Here is a 19,935-nt window from a genome sequence, read left to right on the forward strand (position 1 = left end):
GGATGTCCACGGGTGTTCCTCCTGCGAGAGGGCGGGGCGGCCCGGACGGCCGCCCCGCGAGACCGGTCAGCCGAGGGCGGCGGCGAGGGCGTCGGCGTTGGACCTGTACATGGCGATCAGGTCCAGCTCCCGGCCGGGGAAGTTGTCGATGACCACGCGCTCGGCCCCCACGTTGGCGAGGGCGTCCCCGCCGGGCATGGCCGAGTTGTCCAGCACCAGCCGGGGCTTCTTGGCGGCCAGCCCGGCGATCTGACCGGCGGTGGGCGGCTGCGGGCCGTACACCCCGGCGGGCCGGGCACCGGCCAGGTCGGCGGCCCAGGCGACGAACGCCTGCGAGACGATCACCGGTGCGGTGCCCCTGGTGGCGCCGGTGACCTTCTCCTTCAGCGCGGCGTACTCGATGTCGAAGGCCGCGGTCCACGCCCTGGCCGCCTCGGCGGTGCCGAACTCGCCGCCCAGCCGGGAGACCTCGGCCTTGACCGTGCCGGGAGAGTTGTCCAGCGACACCTCGATCAGCTTGGCCCCGGACCCGGCGGCCTCCTTGAGCTTGCCGGCGAAGCCCTGGAAGGCGGCGTACAGCACCACGTCGGCCTCGGCGACCTTGGCCAGGTCGGAGGGCTTGGGATCGTAGTCGGAGGCGTGCTGCACGCCGGGCGGCACGATCACCGTGATGTCGGTCGCGCCCGCGGCCCTGGCGAATCCCGCCTCCCAGGTGGAGGCGGCGACCACCTTCGGGCCCTTCGCCGTCGGCGAGGGGGCCGCGGAGGTGCCATCCCCGGCGTCTCCGCAGGCGGCCATGGCCACGGTGGTGATGACGGCCACGGCCGTGAGACGGAGCCGGCGCATTGTGATCATTTCGCGAGAACCCTTTCCGGGATCGAGTGGAGAAGAAGCGTGCAGACCCCGCCGACCAGCACCAGCACCGGACCGGGGGGAAAGTCGAAGAGCAGGGCGAGGAGGAAACCGCCCAGGTTGAAGACCAGCCCGAAGGCGACCGACCAGCCGACCATCGCCGACAGCGACCGGCCGACCCGGCGGGCGGCCAGGGCGGGCAGCAGGGTGAGCGCGTCGACCAGCAGCGCCCCGGTCAGCCGGATGGCCGAGGCGATCGCCACCGCGATCACCACCAGCAGGACCAGCGTGAGCCGCTCCACCGCCACCCCCGAGCAGACGGCCAGCTCCCGGTCGTGCAGGAGCAGGGCCAGGTCCTTGCGGCGCAGGCCGTACAGGACCGGGACGATCACCGCCAGCGCGGCCAGCGCGGCCACGTCTCCGGGGCGGGTGGCCAGGATCGACCCCCACAGCAGCTCGAAGGCGCCGTTGGCGTTCACCCCGGAGATCGACAGCACCAGCAGCGCCGCCGCGACGGCCAGCGACATCAGCAGGCCCATCGCACCCGACAGCCCCGCGCTGCTGCGGGCCAGCGGTGTGAGCGCGCCGCCGGTCAGAGCGCACAGCACCAGCGCGCACAGCAGCGGATCCAGCCCGGTGAGCAGGCCGATCGCGATGCCCAGCAGCGCGAGGTGCATCATCGCGAACCGGACCGGCATGATGTCCAGCCCCACGATGAACGCCCCGACGATCGGCAGTGCCACCGAGCCGAGCAGCAGCGCCAGCAGGGCCAGCCGGACGGAGGGGAGTTCCAGCAGCGTCCAGATCGAGTTCACCGGACCTCCCGCAACCGCCCGGCGGCCATCTCGGCCACCCGCCCGCAGACCTGGGCGACCACCCGGTCATGGGTGACCACCACCACGCTCACCGGCAGAGCGGCCAGCACCGCCGCCACCTGCTCCTGCCCGGCGAAGTCCAGCGCCGCGGTCGGCTCGTCGGCCAGGACCAGCCCCGCTCCGGCCGCGACCTGCCCCAGCGCCCGCGCCAGGTAGGCCCGCTGCAGCTGCCCGCCCGACAGGGTGCCGAGCGGGCGTTCCAGCAGGTCGGCTACCCCGAGCTCCTCGGCCGCGGCAAGGGCCCGTCCTGGGTGGCGGCCGCTGTCCAGCAGCTCGCGTACCAGCAGCGGGAAGCGTCCGGCCGCCTGGCGCTGCGGGATCCAGGCGACCTCCGCCCGGCGGCGGGCCCAGTCGGCCGGCCCGCGCGCCTGCCGGCCCGCGACCTCGATCAGCCCGCTCGTCCGGCGGTGCAGGCCGAGGACCGCGCGCAGCAGCGTGCTCTTGCCGGAGCCGTTGGTGCCGGTGATCGCGAGGTGTTCACCGGGAGCGAGCGTCAGGTCGACCCCGTCCACCGCGAGGAGCCGGCCGTGCCGGCAGCTCACGGCCGACAGGCGCAGGCCGGCGGCGCTCACGGGGGGAGCGGTGGCGGCCACCGGATCGGTGCTCACCGGAGGGTCGGGGAGGGGAACGGGCATGGGCATACTCCGGCCGGGGATTGGGGGTACGGCGACAGCCGGGCGGAGCGGGTCCACCCGGAAAGCGGCAGGGGAAGACCTGCCGGTACTGGAGGATCAGGCGGCGGTCCGCGACGGCTCACCGCGTGGCGGAGCAGCGCGCGCCGGAGGATCTCCGGGGCGGGGGTTACTCCGTGCTGTCGGGGCCGGTCACGGTGAATTCGCGGGCGGAGCGCGGCACGTGTGTCATCTCGGACTCCGTCATCTCGGACTCCGGAGGGGACCGCCGGGCCACGGCGGAGGCGTGGCCCGGCACGGCCGGGAAGACGCTTCCGCGCAGGGGGAGGAGCGCCTGGTCACAGGGCGCGCCGGCCGCGGGACCTTCCGGGTCCCTTCAGCCGGCGCCCTGCGACAGGGGCGGGCCGCGCCTGCGGAGGGTGGGGGAGACGTCCCAGCCGCCGTAGGGGCGGACGTCGGATGCCGGCGCGGCCTGCCAGGCGGGCGGTGCCGTACCGATGGCGGTGACGAGCAGCAGCCGGATCACGGGCATCCGCGTGCCGTACAGGCGGATCATGAGCCAGAGCGCGCTCTCGCCGCGGTGCAGCCACCAGCCGGTCAGCAGTGCCACCACCAGATGGATCACTGTCATGCCGGCGCCTGGATGGCCGTGATCGGCGAGGGGGGCCGTGTGGGGCGCGGGTGCGGCGCGGGTGAACAGCTCGTGCAGCAGGATCTGCGTGGCGACGGTCGCGGGGAGCACACTCTCCAGGCCGCGCTCGCGTCCGTTGAGGGCGTAGGCCGGGCAGAAGGCGATCAGCGCGCCGAGGACGGCAAGCGGCACGGGGATCGGTGCTCCGCCGGCCAGGACGTGGCCGCCGCCGGAGACCACGAGGCACAGCGTCGCGAAGACGAGTGCTCGTGGCAGGCGGAGCGCCGACGCCATCGGGGTCACGGACGCCATCCTTTCAGCCGCGCCGCCCGGCGAGAAGACCACTGTCCGGTGTCCTTCGGCCCGGCGGGGTGCCCCGCTCCCCCGGAGAACCGGTGGACCGGGGCGGAGAGCCTGGTCACAGGGGCCGGGGCGGGGCCAGGCCGGAGGCCGCCGAGGGCGCCCGCCCTCACGGGATTAGGGGTTCCGGCAGGGACCGGCCGGCGGGATCAGGGGGTTGACGGTGGCGACGGGCTCGCGCACGCGGTGACCGGCCGCCGGGGCCAGGCGCCGGCCTGCCATGTCCAGCGGTGAGCGCCGGCCCCCGCCGGTGGCCCGGAGACGCCGTCCCGGAGGCGCCGGGCCGGCGTGCGGCCCGCCCCGGCCGTGACGGCCGGCACCTGAACGGCCGCCCAGGTGCTTGCACGTGGAGTAATCGATTATCTACTCTGCGTATGCGTCGCGGGCCGGGCGCCGGGGCTTGACCGTCCGGCGGGCGCGGGCCCGGCGGGCAGGGTGCGGACCGTGGGGAGAGGTCATGATCCGAAAGCGAAGCGCGGTCCTGCCGGCCGGCGGGCGCCCCGCCGGGTCGCGCCGGTCCACCGAGGGCCGGGTGGCGGTCGCCTCCGGTGGCGGACCCGTCCGGGCCTCCGTCACGTATCCGCGGAAAGCGGCCGGGAAGTAGCCGTGAGGCGGCCCGCTCCCGGCCCCCGGCCGATGCCGCCGGCCGGGCGCCGGCACCCCCAGGTGGGCGGCGCGTGGAGTCCGGCGCCCGGACATCCCGGCCGGATGCCGGCGCGCCGGTCCGGGAGGGCCGGGGGAGCCCTGGCACGATGGCCGCGGATCGTGCGGGCGGCGGTGAGGGTCTCGCTGCTGTCGGCCCTGGTCGTGGGCGGGGTGGGGGAAGCCCCCGGTCTCGCCCGGACGGCTCCGGCGACATGTTGGACACCGGGTCTGGTGTCCCATCGGGGCTACTGGGCCGGGGGCACGGAGAACACCGTCAGGGCGTTCGAGCGGGCGCTCGCGGCGGGCTCCGAGCGGATCGAGCTCGACGTGCGTTTCACCGAAGATCACCAGCCGGTGCTGATGCACGACGCCACGGTCGACCGGACCACCTCGGGCACGGGCCGGGTCTCCGGCATGACGCTGGCGCGGTTCCGCGAGCTGCGCACCGCGGACGGCCAGAGCCCGCCGGCTCTGGCGGAAGTCCTGGAGCTCGTCCAGGGCGGAGCCGTGGAAGTGCTGGTCGAGCTCAAGGAGGTCCCGGACGCCCGGGACCTGCGCTCCCTGGAGGACGCCTACGACCGGTACGGCGCCCACCGGTGGGCGAGCCTGATGTCGTTCTCCCCTTCGGCCCTGGAGGCGGTCAGGTCCATCCCCGCCCGCAAGGGCCTGCTGTCCAAGACCGCGCCGCCGCTCTCGCTCGCCGGGAAGTTCTCCTTCACCGGCGTCAGGTACGACAACCTGAGCGAGGCGCTGACCCGCGAATACCGTGATCACGGCATGGCCGTCTACGCCTGGACGCCCGACGACGAGAGCGCGTGGCGGCGCCTGGCGGACTACGGAGTGGACCGCGTCATCACGAATGAGACGTCCGCCTATCTGGCGTGGGCCCGGGAGGCGTGTCAGCCGTGAGGACGCGGACCTGCGGGACCTGGCATGATCGATGGCATGAAGTCGCCGGTGTCGCCGCTCGCGGAACCGGACGGTCCGGCCCGTTCCGGCGGCATCTCCCGCCCGGATCCGCTGCTCGCGCCGTCCGGTGAGCCCGCCCTCTCCGACTGGTCGCTCGACCCGGCCGTCCGGCACCTCAATCACGGATCGTTCGGGGCCGTTCCGCTCGCCGCTCAGCGCGCGCAACGCGAGTACCGGACGATCATGGACGCGAACCCCTGCGCATGGTTCACGGGCGTGGTGGGCCGCGTCGGCGCCGCGCGCGCGGAGATCGCCGCCTACCTCGGCGCGAGCCCCGACGCGACGGCCCTCGTCCCCAACGCCAGCGGCGGTGCGAGCGTGGTGTTCGACAGCGTGCCGGCGTGGCGGGGGATGCGGATCGTGACGACCGACCACGGCTATGGCGCGGTCCTGATGGGGGCCGGACGGCTTGCCCGCCGGTGGGACGGCTCCGTGACCACCGTGCGCATCCCCCTCGACGCCACCGACGACGAGGCGTTCGCGGCGGTCGCCGCCGAGATGGCGGACGATGTCGCCCTCGTCGTCATCGACCATGTCACCTCCGCGACCGCCCGCCGGTTGCCGGCCGGGCGCGTCGCCGCCCACGGCCGCCGTCTCGGCATCCCCGTGCTCGTCGACGCCGCGCACGCGCCCGGTCTCGTCGCGGACCCGCTGGCCGGTATCGACGCCGATTTCTGGGTCGGCAACCTGCACAAGTTCGCGTGCGCGCCGCGTGGAACGGCGGCCCTCGTCGCTTCGGGACCGCACGCGCGGTCCCTGCACCCGCTCATCGACTCGTGGGCCGCTCCGGAACCGTTTCCGGCGCGCTTCGACCAGCAGGGGACCATCGACGTGACCTCCTATCTGGCCGCGCCGGTCGCGTTCGCCACCGTCGAGGAGCACTACGGCTGGGACACGGCGCGGCGCTACATCGCGGAGCTCGGCGACTACGCGCAGGCCATCGTCACCGAGGCGCTGTCCGGGCTGACCGGCACGGACGCGTCGGCGCAGGTCGGCGAGCCCGTCGGCGGCCTGCGTCTCGTCCGCCTGCCGCGCGGCGTGGCGGCGGACCCGGAGGCCGCCCACGGGCTGCGGCACGACATCGCCGTACGGCTCGGCATCGAGACCGCCATCACCTCGTGGGGAGGTCAGGGGTTCCTGCGGCTCTCCACGCACGTGTACAACACGGCGGAGGACTTCGAGGACTTCGTCGAGCGCGGCGTCCCGTTCATCGTCGAACGGAGCCGCGCGGCGCACGCGGGGTGACGCCGCACGGCCCGACCACGACGGAACCGGCGGGGCCCCCGGCCGCGGCACCGGGAGATCTACGACCGGGGCGCGCCGTACCAGCGCCATGTGGTGAGACGCGGGTGCCCGGGAAGCTCGGCGCGGCCGGTGGCCCACAACAGGGCCGTCCAGGGGTCGGTGTCCGTCGGGGCGTCCGGGAACAGCCGGGCGAGCACCCGCGAGCACAGATCGGCGGGCGGGGTCCAGGCGAGCCCGAGCCCTCCGGCCAGATCGTGGGTGTGCACCAGGGTCTCCACGATCCCCATCGCGGCGAAGCCCTCCGGGTCCGACGCCCCGAAGACGTGGTGAACGCGGACCCGCGACGGCGTCGTGCGCACCATGGCGACCAGCAGCGCGCCGCTCGCCTCCAGCACCTGCAACAGCCCGGCCGGCCCCGCCGCGCGGTCCGCGTGGATGGCGTTCCGGGGACCTCCGGGCCTGCGGCTCTCCCACACGAAGGGCACTTCGCGGTCCAGGGGCGGTGTCCTGAGGCCCAGCTGGGCGGCGTACGCGAAGAGGTCGTCGCTGAGATGCTCGACGGTCTCCCAGCAGCCCCACTCCAGCGAGCCGGCCTTTTCGTCCCACGCCTCCGGGGGCGCCTCCCGGAGGGCGCCGACGGCGAGCCGGACGGCCCGGTCGAGGTCGTCCGCGGTCACAGGGGAGGGGGGCGGTACGGCTTCGGCTGATCGGGACATGGGGGGAACCGTATCGCGGACGCCGGGAGCCGGGTCCTCCGAGGGGCGGGCCGGGAACCCGCCGGCCGTCTCCGGTGGATGTTCCGGTACGGCCCGCGGCCCGGCCCCCTCGCGGGCGCCGCCCCCGTCCGCCCGCGCGGCCGGCGCCGCCGCACCCCGGGATGCCCGGTGGCCTGGGGGATTCGGCTAGCCTGAGGGCACGATGAACCGTTTGACGACGTCAAGGGGTGAGTTCGACCTCGCCCGCTTTCCCGATGATCCCCGTGACCTGCTCCGCGCCTGGGACGCCGCCGACGAATACCTGCTGCGGCACCTGGACGGAATCGACGGTGAGCCGACGGACCTGTCGGGCACCGTGGTCGTGGTGGGCGACCGATGGGGTGCCCTGGTCACCGCGCTGGCCGATCACCGCCCCGCGCAGATCACCGACTCCTTCCTCACCCAGGAGGCGACCCGGGGCAACCTGAAGCGCAACGGGGCCGACGCGGACATGGTGCGGCTGCTGTCGACCAGGGACACGCCGCCGGACCGGATCGACGTGCTGCTGATCCGGGTGCCCAAGAGCCTCGCGCTCCTGGAGGACCAGCTGCACCGGCTCGCACCCCGCGTCCACACGGGCACCGTCGTCATCGGCACGGGGATGGTCGCCGAGATCCACACCTCGACCCTGAAGCTGTTCGAGCGGATCCTCGGGCCGACCCGGACGTCGCTGGCGGCCAGGAAGGCACGGCTCATCTTCTGCTCGCCGGCCCCTCAGCCCCTCCGGGGCGCCAGCCCGTGGCCGCGGAGCTACGCGCTGCCCACCGGCATCGGAACGGCCTCGGGCCTGACCGTCACCAACCACGCGGGCATCTTCTGCGCCGACCGCCTCGACATCGGCACCCGCTTCCTCCTGCGGAACCTCCCCCGCCGCCGGGGCCCCGAGCGCGTCGTGGACCTGGGCTGCGGCAACGGGGTGGTCGGAGTGGCCGCGGCGCTGGCCAACCCCGAGGCCGAGGTGATGTTCATCGACGAGTCCTACCAGGCGGTGGCCTCTGCGGAGGCCACGTTCCGGGCGAACGCCGGCGCGGGCACCACGGCGCGGTTCGTGGTGGGTGACGGCCTGTCCGGTGTACCGGCCGGGACGGTGGACCTGGTGCTGAACAACCCGCCGTTCCACACCCACCAGGCGACGACCGACGCGACGGCCTGGCGCATGTTCACCGGGTCGCGCGCCGCGCTACGCCGTGGCGGCGAACTGTGGGTGATCGGCAACCGGCACCTCGGCTACCACGTGAAACTGCGCCGGATCTTCGGTAACTGCGAGGTCGTCACGAGCGACCCGAAGTTCGTCATCCTGCGGGCCGTCAGAAGCTGATCGCCCCGCTCCCGTCCGTACCGGCCGGCAGGGCGGCGCTCAGGCGGGCAGCCGCTCGCCGGTGATCGCGGAGAAGAGCCGCTCCTTGCCCGGCATGATCCGCAGCCGGACCTGGTCGCCCTTGGCGGGCGGCGCGTTGGGGTCGACCCGGGCGATGACGGTCTGTTCGAGCAGCTCCGGATAGGTCCTGTCGGCGTACTGGCCGTAGAGGAAGGCGTCCGAGCCGAGCTCCTCGACGACGGTGACGGTGACCGGGAAGGTCCTGTAGTCCTTGCTCTCGCCGACCACGTCCAGGGCCTCGGGCCGGAAGCCCAGGATGACGCGGTCGCTGCCCTCCGCCTTGAGCGCTCCGAGCGTCTCGCGGGTCAGCCGTACCCGCGTCCCGGCGAGGACCGCCTCCTCGCCCTCGACGCGGAACTCGGCCAGGTTCATCGACGGGGAGCCGATGAAGCCGGCGACGAAGACGTTGGCCGGATGCTGGTAGAGGCGCAGCGGCGTGTCGACCTGCTGGAGGACCCCGTCCTTGAGCACGGCGACCCGGTCGCCCATCGTCATGGCCTCCACCTGGTCGTGGGTCACGTAGACCGTCGTCACCCCGAGCCGGCGCTGCAGGTCGGCGATCTGGGTGCGGGTCTGCACCCGCAGCTTGGCGTCCAGGTTGGACAGCGGCTCGTCCATGAGGAACACCTTCGGCTCGCGCACGATCGCCCGGCCCATGGCCACGCGCTGCCGCTGCCCGCCGGAGAGCGCCTTGGGCCTGCGGTCGAGGAACTCCTCCAGGTCCAGCAGGCGGGCGGCCTCGCGGACCCGGCGGTCGCGCTCGTCCTTGGGGACCTTGGTCACCCGCAGGGCGAAGCCCATGTTGTCGGCCACCGACATGTGCGGGTAGAGCGCGTAGTTCTGGAACACCATCGCGATGTCCCGGTCGCGCGGCGGCAGGTGGGTGACGTCACGCTCGCCGATGGCGATGTGCCCGCCGTCGACTCTCTCAAGCCCGGCGAGCATGCGCAGGGAGGTGGATTTCCCGCAGCCCGACGGGCCGACGAGGACCAGGAATTCGCCGTCGGTGATGTCGAGGTCGAGGGCGTCCACCGCGGGCCGTTCGGATCCGGGATAGACGCGGGTCGCCTCGTCGTAGAGGACTCTGGCCATCGGTCGCTCCTTAAGCGTTCACTTCACGAGGTCACTTCACCAGGTCACTTCACGCGGTCGTTTCACGAGGCCGCCGGGGAAGCCGGGGAAGGCCGGACCGGGACGCCGGCGGGCGGGCACCGACCGCCGCCGCCCCCCGTGGCCGGCGGTCGCCGTCCGGACCCGTGCCATGCGATCACTCCTGCGGCCGGACGACTGCCTTGACCAGCCCGGGATCGCGGGTGCCGGCCGTCAGCGCCCGCTCGACCTCGGCCAGGCCGTAGTGGCCGGTGACCAGGGCGTCCAGCCGGACGCGTCCCGAGGCGGCCAGCGCGATCGCGGCCGGCCAGGTGTTGGCGTAGCGGAACGTGCCCGTCACCTCGATCTCGCGCGTCTGCACGTGGGACAGCGGCAGCGGGATCTCGTCCCCGCCCATGCCGATGAGGACGACCCGCCCGGCCCGTCCCACCGCGCGGACGGCCTCCCCGACGGCGGCGGGATGCCCCGAGCATTCGAGCAGCACATCGGGGTCGAACGCGGCGTCGGCCAGCCGGTTCTCGCGCACGTCGAGGGTCACGCTCGCCCCCAGGTCGCGGGCCAGTTCGAGCCGCGTGGGGTTGACGTCGGTGATCATGATGTCGGTGGCGCCGAAAGCCCTCGCGGCCTGAAGGCAGAGCAGGCCGACCGGGCCGGCGCCGGTGACGAGCACGCGGCTGCCCGGCCCGGCCCGCGCCTTCCGGCAGGCCCACACGCCCACCGACAGCGGTTCGATCAGGGCGGCCGCGTCATCGGACAGGACGTCCGGGACGGGGTGGGCGAACTCCTCGTGCGTGACGACGTACTCGCAGAAGGCGCCGTCGACCGGAGGGGTGCCGAAGAAGCGCATCCGCGGGCAGAGGTTGTACCGGCCGGCCCGGCAGTACGGGCAGGTGAAGTCGGGCACCCCCGGCTCCAGCGAGACGCGCTGCCCCGGCTGGTGACGGCCGGCCCCGGGCCCGGCGGCGGCCACGGTCCCGGACGGCTCGTGGCCGAGCACCAGCGGGGACTCCACCACGAAGTCGCCGATCCGCCCGTGCTCGTAGTAGTGCACGTCGGAACCGCACGTCCCGACCGACGCGACCCGCACGAGCACCTCACGCGGGCCGGGCTCGGGCAGGGGCCGCTCCTCCAGCGTGATCTTGCCCACGCCGTGCAGTACGGCTGCGCGCATCGTGCGCTCTGTCATGTCCTCTTTCCTTACTCTCCTGTGACGGCGCCCAGGGTGAGCCCGGTGACCAGCCAGCGGCGCACGGCGAGCCCGGCCAGCATCATCGGCACGACCACGATCGTGCCGATGGCGGTGAGCTGCCCCCAGTCGATGCCCGTCTGGGTGACCAGCTGGGAGGCGGCGATGGGCAGCGTCTGGGAGTTCGGCCCGGAGAAGACGACGGCGAACGCGTAGTCGTTCCAGGCGAAGACGAGGCAGAGCACGAAGGTGGTGACCAGCCCCGACTTGGTCAGCGGGAGGATGACCGTGCGGAAGGCCTGCCAGCGGGTGCAGCCGGCGACGAGCGCGGACTCCTCCAGGGACGGCGGCACCTCGGCGAAGAACGCGCTCATCAGCCAGATGGCGAACGGCAGGTTGAAGGTCAGGTAGGCCAGCACCAGGCCGGGGATCGAGTCGATCAGGCCGAGTCCGCGGAAGATGAGGAACAGCGGGACCACGATCGCCGCGATGGGCGCCATGCGCGTCGAGATGATCCAGAAGGCCAGGTGCTTCTTCCCGCGCATCCGGGTCCGTGCCAGGCCGTAGCCGGCGAGCGCGCCCAGGCAGACCGCGAGCAGCGCGGAGATCCCGGCGGCGAGCACGCTGTGCCAGATGTAGGGCCCGAGGTTGTTGGAGCCGGTGAACAGGTTGCGGTAGTTGTCCAGGGTGGGGGCGAACAGGACCTGCGGCGAGGCCGAGGTCACGTCCATGCGGTTCTTGAACGACGACAGCAGCATCCAGACCAGGGGGACCAGCGTCCAGAGCATGGCCACGGCGAGGAGGAAGGTCACCGTCCAGCGCGTGCGCCGGGTGCTGGCCTCAAGCGGGGACTGCGGCGTGCCCGGCGGGGCGGCGGTGACCACCGGCCTGTCTCCCCGGGCGGCCCGGCCGGCACCGGCCCGCGGGTGGGCGGGCGTCGGCGGCGTCATCGAGGTGCTCATCGGGTCAACCCCCTGGTGTCCAGCAGCCGGACGAAGGTGCGGGCGATGAAGATCGAGAAGGCCAGCATCGCCAGGCCGATGGCGGCGGCGTAACCGAAGTCGAAGAAGCGGAACGCGGTCTCGTACAGCCGGATGGGCACGATCTTGGTCGCGTCGGCGGGGCCGCCGTTGGTGGTGACCCAGATGATGTCGAAGTAGCGGATGGCGTCCATCGAGCGGATGAGCAGCGCGACGAGCAGCACGTTGGAGATCGCCGGGAAGACGATGTACCGCAGCGTCATCCACCCCGGGGCGCCGTCGACGGCGGCGGCCTCCCGCACCGACTGGGGCACGCTGGACAGGCCGGCGAGGGTGATCAGGGCGATCAGCGGGGTCCACTCCCACACGTCCATCAGCACGACGGCGGCGAAGGCGGTGGTGGGGTCGCCGAGGATGTCGCCGCTGAAGCCGAGGGAGCGCAGCATCCAGGCGTAGAGTCCGAAGGTGGAGTCGGTGAGGTAGCGGCCCAGCAGGCCGACGATCACCGGCGCGGCGAACATCGGCAGCAGGATCAGGCTGAGCAGGATGTTGCGGCCGCGCAGCACCCGGTAGAGGCACAGCGCGATGCCCACGCCCAGGAGCATCTCCAGCCCGACGGTGAGCACGAAGTAGATGACCGTGCGCAGCCACGACATCCACATGTCGGCGTCAGTGAAGAACCGCTCCCAGTTGCCGACGCCCACCGGTTCGAGCCGTACCCCGCCCAGCAGCCCGACGTGGGAGAAGCTCATCGCGATCAGGGCGAGGAAGGGCACGATCGACAGCGCGGCCAGCAGGAGCAGGCCGGGGGCCATCATCCTGCCCTCGAAGCCGATCCGCGGCTCCTTGGGGGCGGCGGTCTCCGGCCGGCCGGACCGGCGGAGCACCGATGAGGAGTCTGCGGCGTGCGTCATCTAGGCCACCCACCCTCGTGCCACGATCCGGTCCACCCGCGACGTGATCGAACGCATCGCCTCCTCCGGCGACGCGCCCCCGGTGAGCATCCGGGACAGCTGCGTGAAGATCGCCGTGTTGCACTCGTTCCACATCGGGATCTTGGGACGGAGGCCGATCCGGTCGGCCTGCCAGGCCTGCCGCACCGCGGCGGCCGTGAGCATGTTGGGCATCGGCGACGGCCGCTTCTCGGCCGCGCGCACCTCCGGCAGCTCGTACACGGAGGTGCGGGTGGGGGTGCCGCCGCCGGCCTTGCTCCTGAGGTTGGCGAGCTGCGTCTGGGGCGAGGTGGCCCACACGAGGAACAGCCAGGCCGCGCCGCGCTCGTGGGCCAGCGTGTTGGCGCTGATCGCCACCCCGGTTCCCCCGTACATGTTGGCGGTGCCGGCCGGTCCCCTGGGCAGCGGCGCGTAGCCGACCTTGCCGGGCAGCACCAGCTCGTTGCTGGCCGCGTACTCGTGCCAGTTGGGGCACATCGCCAGCCGGCCGGCGCGGAACGCGGCGCCCACGCCGTCCCAGTCCCACGTCTTCGAGGCGGGGTCGGCGATGCCGAGCAGCCGGTTGTAGAACTCCGCGCCCGCGATCGCGGCCTCGGAGTCGAGCCGGCACGGGCCGGGATCCCGCGACCCCATGCGCCCCACCTCCCGGCCGTTGGCGAAGTAGTCCCCGCCGTAGGACCACAGCACGTTGCTGAAGTCGTTCATCAGGGAGTCGTGCTGGCGGGCCTGGTGCCCGGTGCCGTACTTGACGTCCGACGTCGCGTTCTTGTTGAACCAGCGGGCGATCCCGAAGTACTCCTCCCACGTCCGGTCGCCGCCCGGAGCGGGGTCGAAACCGAGGTCGTCGGCCATGCGGTCGTGGTACTTGCCGAACAGGTCGCTCCGGTACTGCCAGATCATCGTCGGCGCGTCGTACGGCAGGGCGTAGATCGGTCCGGGCTCGACGAACCGGCCGGCGGCGTCGAGCTGGGTGGGGATGAAGTCCGTGACGCCGCCGGGCAGGTCCGGCAGGCCCGGATCGGCCTGCAGCGAACGCAGGTCCACCAGCCCCCGCTGGTACGGCGCGAGCACCTGGTAGGGGTCGGCGTAGACCACCTGGTACTGGGCCCGTCCCGAGGCCAGGTCGAGGGCGACCCGCTGGACCAGCGCGGTCAGCTCGAGCGTCACGATGTTGACGTTGATCCCGGTCAGGTCGGTGAAGGGGCGGAGGTCGGCGGCGATGGCCGCGGTGGGAGCGGTGTTCTCCGAGATGAAGTTCAGGGTGGCGCCCTTGAACTGGCGCCACTGGTCGCCGCCGGCGGTCCGGGGCGCGTCGCTGCGGGATCCGCAGGCGCTCAGGCTCCCGGCCAGAGTCAGTGACGCTCCGGCGGCCAGGGCGCCACGGAGGACGTCGCGCCTGCTCGGCTGGGGCGAATGGCTGTCCACTGCACCTCCTGACACTGCAGGTAAGGGCAACGACGCCAGTTTCATCTTTCAGAAACATTGATGTAAACATATATGCGATATTTTTCCTGGAAAAATATGAGATATTGGCTTTAATTGGTCGAAGGCTCGGACATCCGCCCGCTGGAGCTCCGCCCGGCGGCCGTGATCCCGTTCCGCCGGCCACCCGTGGAGCCCGTGACCTGCCGGTGCGCCTCCCGTGATCCCCGCACCCGCCGGACCCGACCCGCCGGCGGCGCGGACGGCAGACCCGGCCCCGCCCCCCCGCTGCCGGAAAGACGGCCGCCTGATCGCGTGAATGCCGGTGCGGTATTAACGCCGCCCGGCGGAACGGGAGGCTATGCCAACAATTTAAAGTCCGAAGCTGTTGGAGTTGGCCATTCCCGGCGTAGAGACGGAGCAAGGGAGCGCTGAAGAGGAGATCGATGGCGGTGACCGCACTGACGCAGGAGACGCTGGGAACCCTTCCCGGGGAGGTGGCGACTCCCTCCTACGACCGGTCGGAGCTCACGGCCGGCATCGTCCACTTCGGGGTGGGCGGATTCCACCGCGCGCACCAGGCGATGTATCTCGACCGGCTGATGAACGACGGCAAGGCGCATGACTGGGCGATCTGCGGTGTCGGGGTCCTGCCCGGCGACGCGCGGATGCGGGACGCGCTGACCGCGCAGGACGGCCTCTACACGCTCGTGCTGAAGCACCCCGACGGGACGCGCGAGGCCCGCGTCATCGGGTCGATCGTCGAATATCTCTTCGCCCCCGACGATCCGGAGGCGGTCATCGAGAAGATGGCCGGCCCGGCGGTGCGGATCGTGTCGCTCACGGTCACCGAGGGCGGCTACAACATCCATCCCGTCACCGGGGAATTCGACGCCGAGGCCCCCGCGATCCGCGCGGACCTGGCGCCCGGCGCGGTCCCGGCCACGGTGTTCGGACTCGTCACCGAGGCGCTGCGCCGCCGGCGCGCCCAGGGGGTCACGCCGTTCACCGTCATGTCGTGCGACAACATCCAGGGGAACGGGCACGTCGCACGCCGTTCCTTCACGGCGTTCGCCCGGCTCGCCGACCCCGACCTCGCCGCCTGGATCGAGAGCTCCGTCGCGTTCCCCGACTCCATGGTCGACCGCATCACCCCCGTCACCACCGGCCAGGACCGTGAGGCCGTGGCCCGGCGGTTCGGTGTCGAGGACGCCTGGCCGGTCGTCTGCGAGCCGTTCACCCAGTGGGTGCTGGAGGAGCGCTTCCCCGGCGGGCGTCCCCCCTTCGAAGAGGCCGGAGTCCAGGTCGTCACCGACGTGGAGCCGTACGAGCTGATGAAGCTGCGCCTGCTGAACGCCGGCCACCAGGCGCTCTGCTATCTCGGTTACCTCAGCGGGTACCGCTACGCCCACGAGGCCGCGACCGATCCCGCGATCGCGGCGTTCCTGCTCGACTACATGGACATCGAGGCCACGCCGACGCTCCGGCCGGTGCCGGGCATCGACCTGGAGGCCTACAAGCGGACCCTCATCGAGCGGTTCTCCAATCCCGAGGTGCGGGACACGCTCGCGAGACTGTGCGCCGAGTCCTCGGACCGGATCCCGAAATGGCTGCTGCCCGTCGTGCGGGAGCAGCTGGCCCGCGGCGGTGAGGTCACCCGCGCGGCCGCGGTGGTGGCCGGCTGGGCGCGCTACGCCGAGGGGATCGACGAATCCGGTGAGCCGATCGAGATCGTCGACCCGCTGCGAGACAGGTTGACGGCCGCCGCAAGAAGGCAGCGTGAACACCCCACGGCCTTCATCGAGGATCGGGACCTCTTCGGCGACCTCGCCGACGACAGGCGGTTCGTCGAACCGTATCTGCGCGCCCTCGAATCGCTGCACACCCAGGGTGCCCGCGCGACGGTGCGGGAACTGGCGGGGCACGGAACGCGCACGTGAGCGTACGGCGCGCATCGCGGGCCCGGCGGTTTTCCCGGGCCCGGGGCACCGCGACAACCGGCTGAGCATCAGGTCGGGCCGCAGCTTCCGCCGTAATCTCTCAGAGATCGTATTTTAACCGGCCAAAAGCTTGAAAAATCGACAAGATCGATTCACGATTCTCCACGTGGGTTGTAAAGATCATGCGCATCCCATGTCGCTTTCCCCGGCGGGACACTCCCGCCCGGCGTGAAGGAGATCGTGTGTCCCATACCCCCCGGCACTGGCGAGCGGTCCTGATCGGGTCCGTCGCCGCCCTCGCGCTCATGCTCCCCCAGGGCGTGGCCCAGGCCGCGCCCGACCCCGGAAAGATCCACGAAACCGTCCAGGCGGAGCTGGCCGCGGACGACAAGGCCACCTTCTGGGTCCGCCTGAAGAACGACGCCGACCTCAGCGCGGCCCGCAGTGCGAAGACCAAGACCGAGAAGGCCCGGCAGGTCTTCCGGGCCAAGACCGAGGTCGCCACGGCATCGCAGGCGGGCCTGCGCAAACTCCTCACCGCCGAGCACGCCGACTTCACCCCGTTCTGGATCGCCAACGCCGTCCAGGTGACCGGCGACGCCAAGCTGGCCGGGGAGATCGCGAAGCTGCCCGAGGTGGAGCGGATCGAGCCCGGCCGCGTCACCAAGCTGCCCGAGCCGCTGCCGGGCAAGGAGACGGCGAAGGTCGACGCGGTCGAGTGGAACATCGACCGCGTCAACGCCCCGAGGGTATGGAGCGAGCTCGGCACCCGCGGTGACGGCATCGTCGTGGCCAACATCGACTCCGGCGTCCAGTTCGACCACCCGGCGCTGGCCGCGCAGTATCGCGGCAAGAAGGCCGACGGCAGCGTCGAGCACGACTACAACTGGTTCGACCCGGCGGGTGTGTGCCCGAGCGCCGCGCCGTGTGACAACAACGACCACGGCACCCACACGATGGGCACCATGGTGGGCGGCGAGGGCGCCAACACCATCGGCGTCGCCCCCGGCGCCAAGTGGATCGCGGCGAAGGGCTGCGAGACCAACAGCTGCTCCGACGCCTCGCTGCTCGCCGCCGGGCAGTGGGTGCTCGCGCCCACCGACCTGAACGGCGACAACCCGCGTCCCGACCTGGCGCCGGACATCGTCAACAACTCCTGGGGCGGCGCCGGCTTCGACGCCTGGTACAAGGAGATCGTCGAGGCCTGGGTGGCGGCGGGCATCTTCCCGGCCTTCTCCAACGGCAACGTCACCGGCGCGGGCTGCAACTCCAGCGGCTCGCCCGGCCAGTACGGCTCCAGCTACAGCGCCGGCGCGTTCGACGTCAACAACGCCATCGCGAGCTTCTCCACCCGCGGTTCCGGCGAGAACGGCGAGATCAAGCCCAACCTCGCGGCACCCGGCGTGAACGTGCGCTCGTCGGTGCCCGGCGGTTACGACTCCTTCTCCGGCACGTCGATGGCCAGCCCGCACGTGGCGGCCACCGTGGCGCTCATGTGGTCCGCCTCGCCGGCCCTGCAGGGCGACATCGCCGCCACGCGGGCGCTGCTCGACCGGACCGCGGTCGACGTCGACGACACCCGCTGCGGCGGCACCGCCGCCGACAACAACGTCTGGGGTGAGGGCAGGCTCGACACGTTCGCCGCGGTCCAGGCCGTCCCGGTCGGGGCGCTCGGCGCACTGCAGGGCACCGTCACCTCCGGTGGCACGCCGGTGGCCGCGGCGACCCTCACCGTCACCGGGCCGCTGGGCCGTACGGTCACCACCGCGCAGGACGGGACGTACGCGCTGCCGCGCCTGCTGGCGGGCGACTACCAGATCACCGTCAAGAAGTTCGGCTACGACGACGCGACGGCGACCGTCACCGTCGTGGCCGACCAGAGCGTCACCAAGGACGTGTCGCTGACGCAGCAGTCCGCGGGCGAGGTGTCGGGGACGGTGACCGCCGCGGGCGCACCCGAGGCGGGCGCCACGGTGACCGCGGTGGGCACGCCGGTCAGCGTGGTCACCGACGCCGCGGGACGGTACCGGCTCACGCTGCCGAACGGCGGCTACGAGCTGAGGATCACCCCGGTCTCCCGGTGCGCGGGCGGTCTCACCGTGCCGATCACGGTGAACGGCGACCTGACCAAGGACGTCGACCTGCCGCGCCGCGCCGACTCCTTCGGTTACACCTGCTCCGCCGCCGCCGAGGCGTACGTCGCGGGCACCGACAAGCACCCGCTCACCGGCGACGACGCGGCCCAGCCGGTCACGCTGCCGTTCACCTTCCCGTTCTACGGCGGCGGCCACACCAGCGGCTGGATCAGCAGCAACGGCTTCCTGAACTTCGCCGCCAGCAGCACCACGGCCACCAACGGGGCCCTGCCCTCCACCGCCGCGCCCAACACGGCGATCTACCCCTACTGGGACGACCTGGTGCTGGACGACCAGTCCGGGGTCTACACCGCCACCATCGGAACCGCGCCCAAGCGCACCTTCGTCATCGAATGGCGCAACGCCCGGTTCTACTCCGACGCCGCTCCGCGCATCTCGTTCTCGACGCTGCTCGGCGAGGACGGCTCGATCGGGTTCCGCTACCGCGGCATCACCAGCGAACGCGCCTCCGGGACCAGTGCCACGGTGGGCATCGAGAGCCCGGGCGGCACCGACGCGCTGCAGTACTCCCACAACAGCGCCGCGCTCGCCGACGGCCAGAGCCTGACCTTCGCCGCGAGCCGGCACGGGCTGCTGACCGGCACCGTCACCGACGCCAACGACGGCAAGCCGCTGGCGGGCGCGACGGTCAAGGTGGGCGACGTGGCGACCTTCACCACCGGGGAGAACGGCACGTTCCTCGGGCAGGTCCTGGTGGGCGACTACCGGGTCGAGGTCTCCAAGGACAACTACGGGACCTTTGCCCAGGAGATCACCGTCACCGCCGGAACCGTGACCCGGGTCGACACCGCCCTGGCCACCGGCCAGGTGACGGCCTCGGCCGGAGAGCTCACCCTGGTGATGCCGGCCGAGTCCACCAGGACCGGCACGGTCGACCTGTCCAACCTGGGAGGCGCCACGACCTACACCGTCGTGACCGACCCCGCCCAGGGCTGGCTGGGCGTGACGCCCGCCGCCGGCGAGCTCGGCTCGGGCAAGTCGGTGACGTTGAAGGTCACCGCCTCCAGCGCGGGCGTCCAGCCGGGCACCGTCCGCACCGGCAAGCTGCTGGTGCGCTCGGCGAGCGGCCGCAACCCGCAGATCGAGATCATCGTGACGGTCGTGGTGCCCAAGCACCAGGTCGCCATCGACGCGGGCGGCACCAAGGACCTCGTCGACGCCGCCGGCGACCGCTGGACCGCCGACCGAAAGTACAGCGCGGGCGGCCACGGCTACGTGGGCTCCGGCACCAGGACGCACACGTCCAGCAAGGCGATCAAGGGCACCACCGAGCAGGAGCTGTTCAAGCGCGCCCGCGAGTCGATGCTGGAGTACCGGTTCGACCAGGTGCCCAACGGCACCTACACCGTCGAGCTGGACTTCGCCGAGACCCGGGCCATGCGTGAGGGCCGGCGCGTCTTCGACGTCCTCGTCGAGGGCCAGCTCGCGATCCCCGCGCTGGACCTGGCTCTGGAGGCCGGCACGTACACCGCCGTCACCCGGCAGTACACCGTGAAGGTCACCGACGGCCAGCTCAACGTCCGGTTCGCCGAGCGGGTCGGCGATCCCATCGTCAACGCCATCCGCATCTCCGAGCGTCCCGACAAGGCCACTCCGTAGCGGTCCGAACCACCGCAGGCCCGTCCCGCCTCCATGGCGGGGCGGGCCTGCGCCTGTCGGGGGTAGAGGTGGGTCGCCGCTCCGGTCCGGCATTTCATTGCACGGCGCCGCAGGATTGCAGCGTTCCACGGCGTTCCGAACAATTTCCCTGCGATCCACCCAGAGATCATTGGTGTGCAATGTGACATGTGACATCTTGGAGATCACGGGCGCCCGGCAATGGGGCCGGGCGCCCGATCCCAACGGA

Annotated in this window: 15 protein-coding genes; 5 read left to right on the forward strand and 10 right to left on the reverse strand. The window is 72.3% G+C overall.

The features are described 5' to 3' along the window. Positions 1-66 precede the first annotated feature (66 nt). From SROS_RS16905 to SROS_RS16920, 4 genes are all read right to left on the reverse strand, one after another. Positions 67-855 (reverse strand): metal ABC transporter solute-binding protein, Zn/Mn family, encoded by a 789-nt coding sequence (locus tag SROS_RS16905; RefSeq protein ID WP_012890161.1) that lies wholly within the window; start codon positions 853-855, stop codon positions 67-69. After that, positions 852-1,667 (reverse strand): metal ABC transporter permease, encoded by an 816-nt coding sequence (locus SROS_RS16910; RefSeq protein WP_012890162.1) that lies wholly within the window; start codon positions 1,665-1,667, stop codon positions 852-854. The genes SROS_RS16905 and SROS_RS16910 overlap by 4 nt, the downstream gene beginning before the upstream one ends. Beyond that, complete coding sequence (locus tag SROS_RS16915) at positions 1,664-2,362, reverse strand: metal ABC transporter ATP-binding protein (RefSeq protein WP_012890163.1); 699 nt, start codon at positions 2,360-2,362, stop codon at positions 1,664-1,666. The genes SROS_RS16910 and SROS_RS16915 overlap by 4 nt, the downstream gene beginning before the upstream one ends. A 373-nt stretch (positions 2,363-2,735) precedes the next feature. Next, positions 2,736-3,293, reverse strand: coding sequence for a hypothetical protein (locus tag SROS_RS16920; protein WP_052316958.1), 558 nt, complete (start codon positions 3,291-3,293; stop codon positions 2,736-2,738). Positions 3,294-4,127: 834 nt separating this feature from the next. On the opposite strand from SROS_RS16920, the gene SROS_RS46010 reads away from it, so the two are divergent. Together SROS_RS46010 and SROS_RS16930 are read left to right on the forward strand one after the other, a co-directional pair. Next, positions 4,128-4,904, forward strand: a complete 777-nt coding sequence (locus SROS_RS46010) for a glycerophosphodiester phosphodiesterase (RefSeq protein ID WP_169369310.1) — start codon at positions 4,128-4,130, stop codon at positions 4,902-4,904. 36 nt (positions 4,905-4,940) lie between these two features. Continuing rightward, a complete protein-coding gene (locus tag SROS_RS16930) occupies positions 4,941-6,209 on the forward strand; it encodes an aminotransferase class V-fold PLP-dependent enzyme (RefSeq protein WP_043652186.1) in 1,269 nt (422 codons plus the stop codon). Positions 6,210-6,268: 59 nt separating this feature from the next. Here SROS_RS16930 and SROS_RS16935 read toward each other — a convergent pair whose 3' ends face one another. After that, entirely contained in the window at positions 6,269-6,925 is a 657-nt protein-coding gene (locus SROS_RS16935) for a hypothetical protein (protein ID WP_012890168.1), read from the reverse strand. A 202-nt stretch (positions 6,926-7,127) separates the two neighbouring features. Between SROS_RS16935 and SROS_RS16940 the strand changes: the two genes are divergently transcribed. After that, the gene (locus SROS_RS16940) at positions 7,128-8,282 is read left to right on the forward strand and encodes a methyltransferase (protein WP_012890169.1); all 1,155 of its coding nucleotides are present in this window, start codon (positions 7,128-7,130) and stop codon (positions 8,280-8,282) included. A 39-nt stretch (positions 8,283-8,321) separates the two neighbouring features. Here SROS_RS16940 and SROS_RS16945 read toward each other — a convergent pair whose 3' ends face one another. From SROS_RS16945 to SROS_RS16965, 5 genes are all read right to left on the reverse strand, one after another. After that, entirely contained in the window at positions 8,322-9,434 is a 1,113-nt protein-coding gene (locus SROS_RS16945; protein WP_012890170.1) for an ABC transporter ATP-binding protein, read from the reverse strand. 175 nt (positions 9,435-9,609) lie between these two features. Further along, positions 9,610-10,638, reverse strand: a complete 1,029-nt coding sequence (locus tag SROS_RS16950) for an NAD(P)-dependent alcohol dehydrogenase (protein ID WP_012890172.1) — start codon at positions 10,636-10,638, stop codon at positions 9,610-9,612. An 11-nt stretch (positions 10,639-10,649) separates the two neighbouring features. After that, complete coding sequence (locus tag SROS_RS16955) at positions 10,650-11,600, reverse strand: carbohydrate ABC transporter permease (RefSeq protein ID WP_012890173.1); 951 nt, start codon at positions 11,598-11,600, stop codon at positions 10,650-10,652. Then, positions 11,597-12,532: a carbohydrate ABC transporter permease gene (locus SROS_RS16960; RefSeq protein ID WP_012890174.1), complete on the reverse strand. Its 936-nt coding sequence runs from the start codon at positions 12,530-12,532 to the stop codon at positions 11,597-11,599. The genes SROS_RS16955 and SROS_RS16960 overlap by 4 nt, the downstream gene beginning before the upstream one ends. After that, positions 12,533-13,996: an extracellular solute-binding protein gene (locus SROS_RS16965; RefSeq protein ID WP_012890175.1), complete on the reverse strand. Its 1,464-nt coding sequence runs from the start codon at positions 13,994-13,996 to the stop codon at positions 12,533-12,535. Between the two features lie 443 nt (positions 13,997-14,439). On the opposite strand from SROS_RS16965, the gene SROS_RS16970 reads away from it, so the two are divergent. Both SROS_RS16970 and SROS_RS16975 read left to right on the forward strand, forming a co-directional pair. Continuing rightward, complete coding sequence (locus SROS_RS16970; protein WP_012890176.1) at positions 14,440-15,933, forward strand: mannitol dehydrogenase family protein; 1,494 nt, start codon at positions 14,440-14,442, stop codon at positions 15,931-15,933. Between the two features lie 242 nt (positions 15,934-16,175). Beyond that, entirely contained in the window at positions 16,176-19,688 is a 3,513-nt protein-coding gene (locus SROS_RS16975) for a S8 family serine peptidase (RefSeq protein ID WP_012890177.1), read from the forward strand. Positions 19,689-19,935 lie beyond the last annotated feature (247 nt).

Origin of the sequence: Streptosporangium roseum DSM 43021 (assembly GCF_000024865.1) — a bacterium.
In the GTDB taxonomy this organism is placed as follows: domain Bacteria; phylum Actinomycetota; class Actinomycetes; order Streptosporangiales; family Streptosporangiaceae; genus Streptosporangium; species Streptosporangium roseum.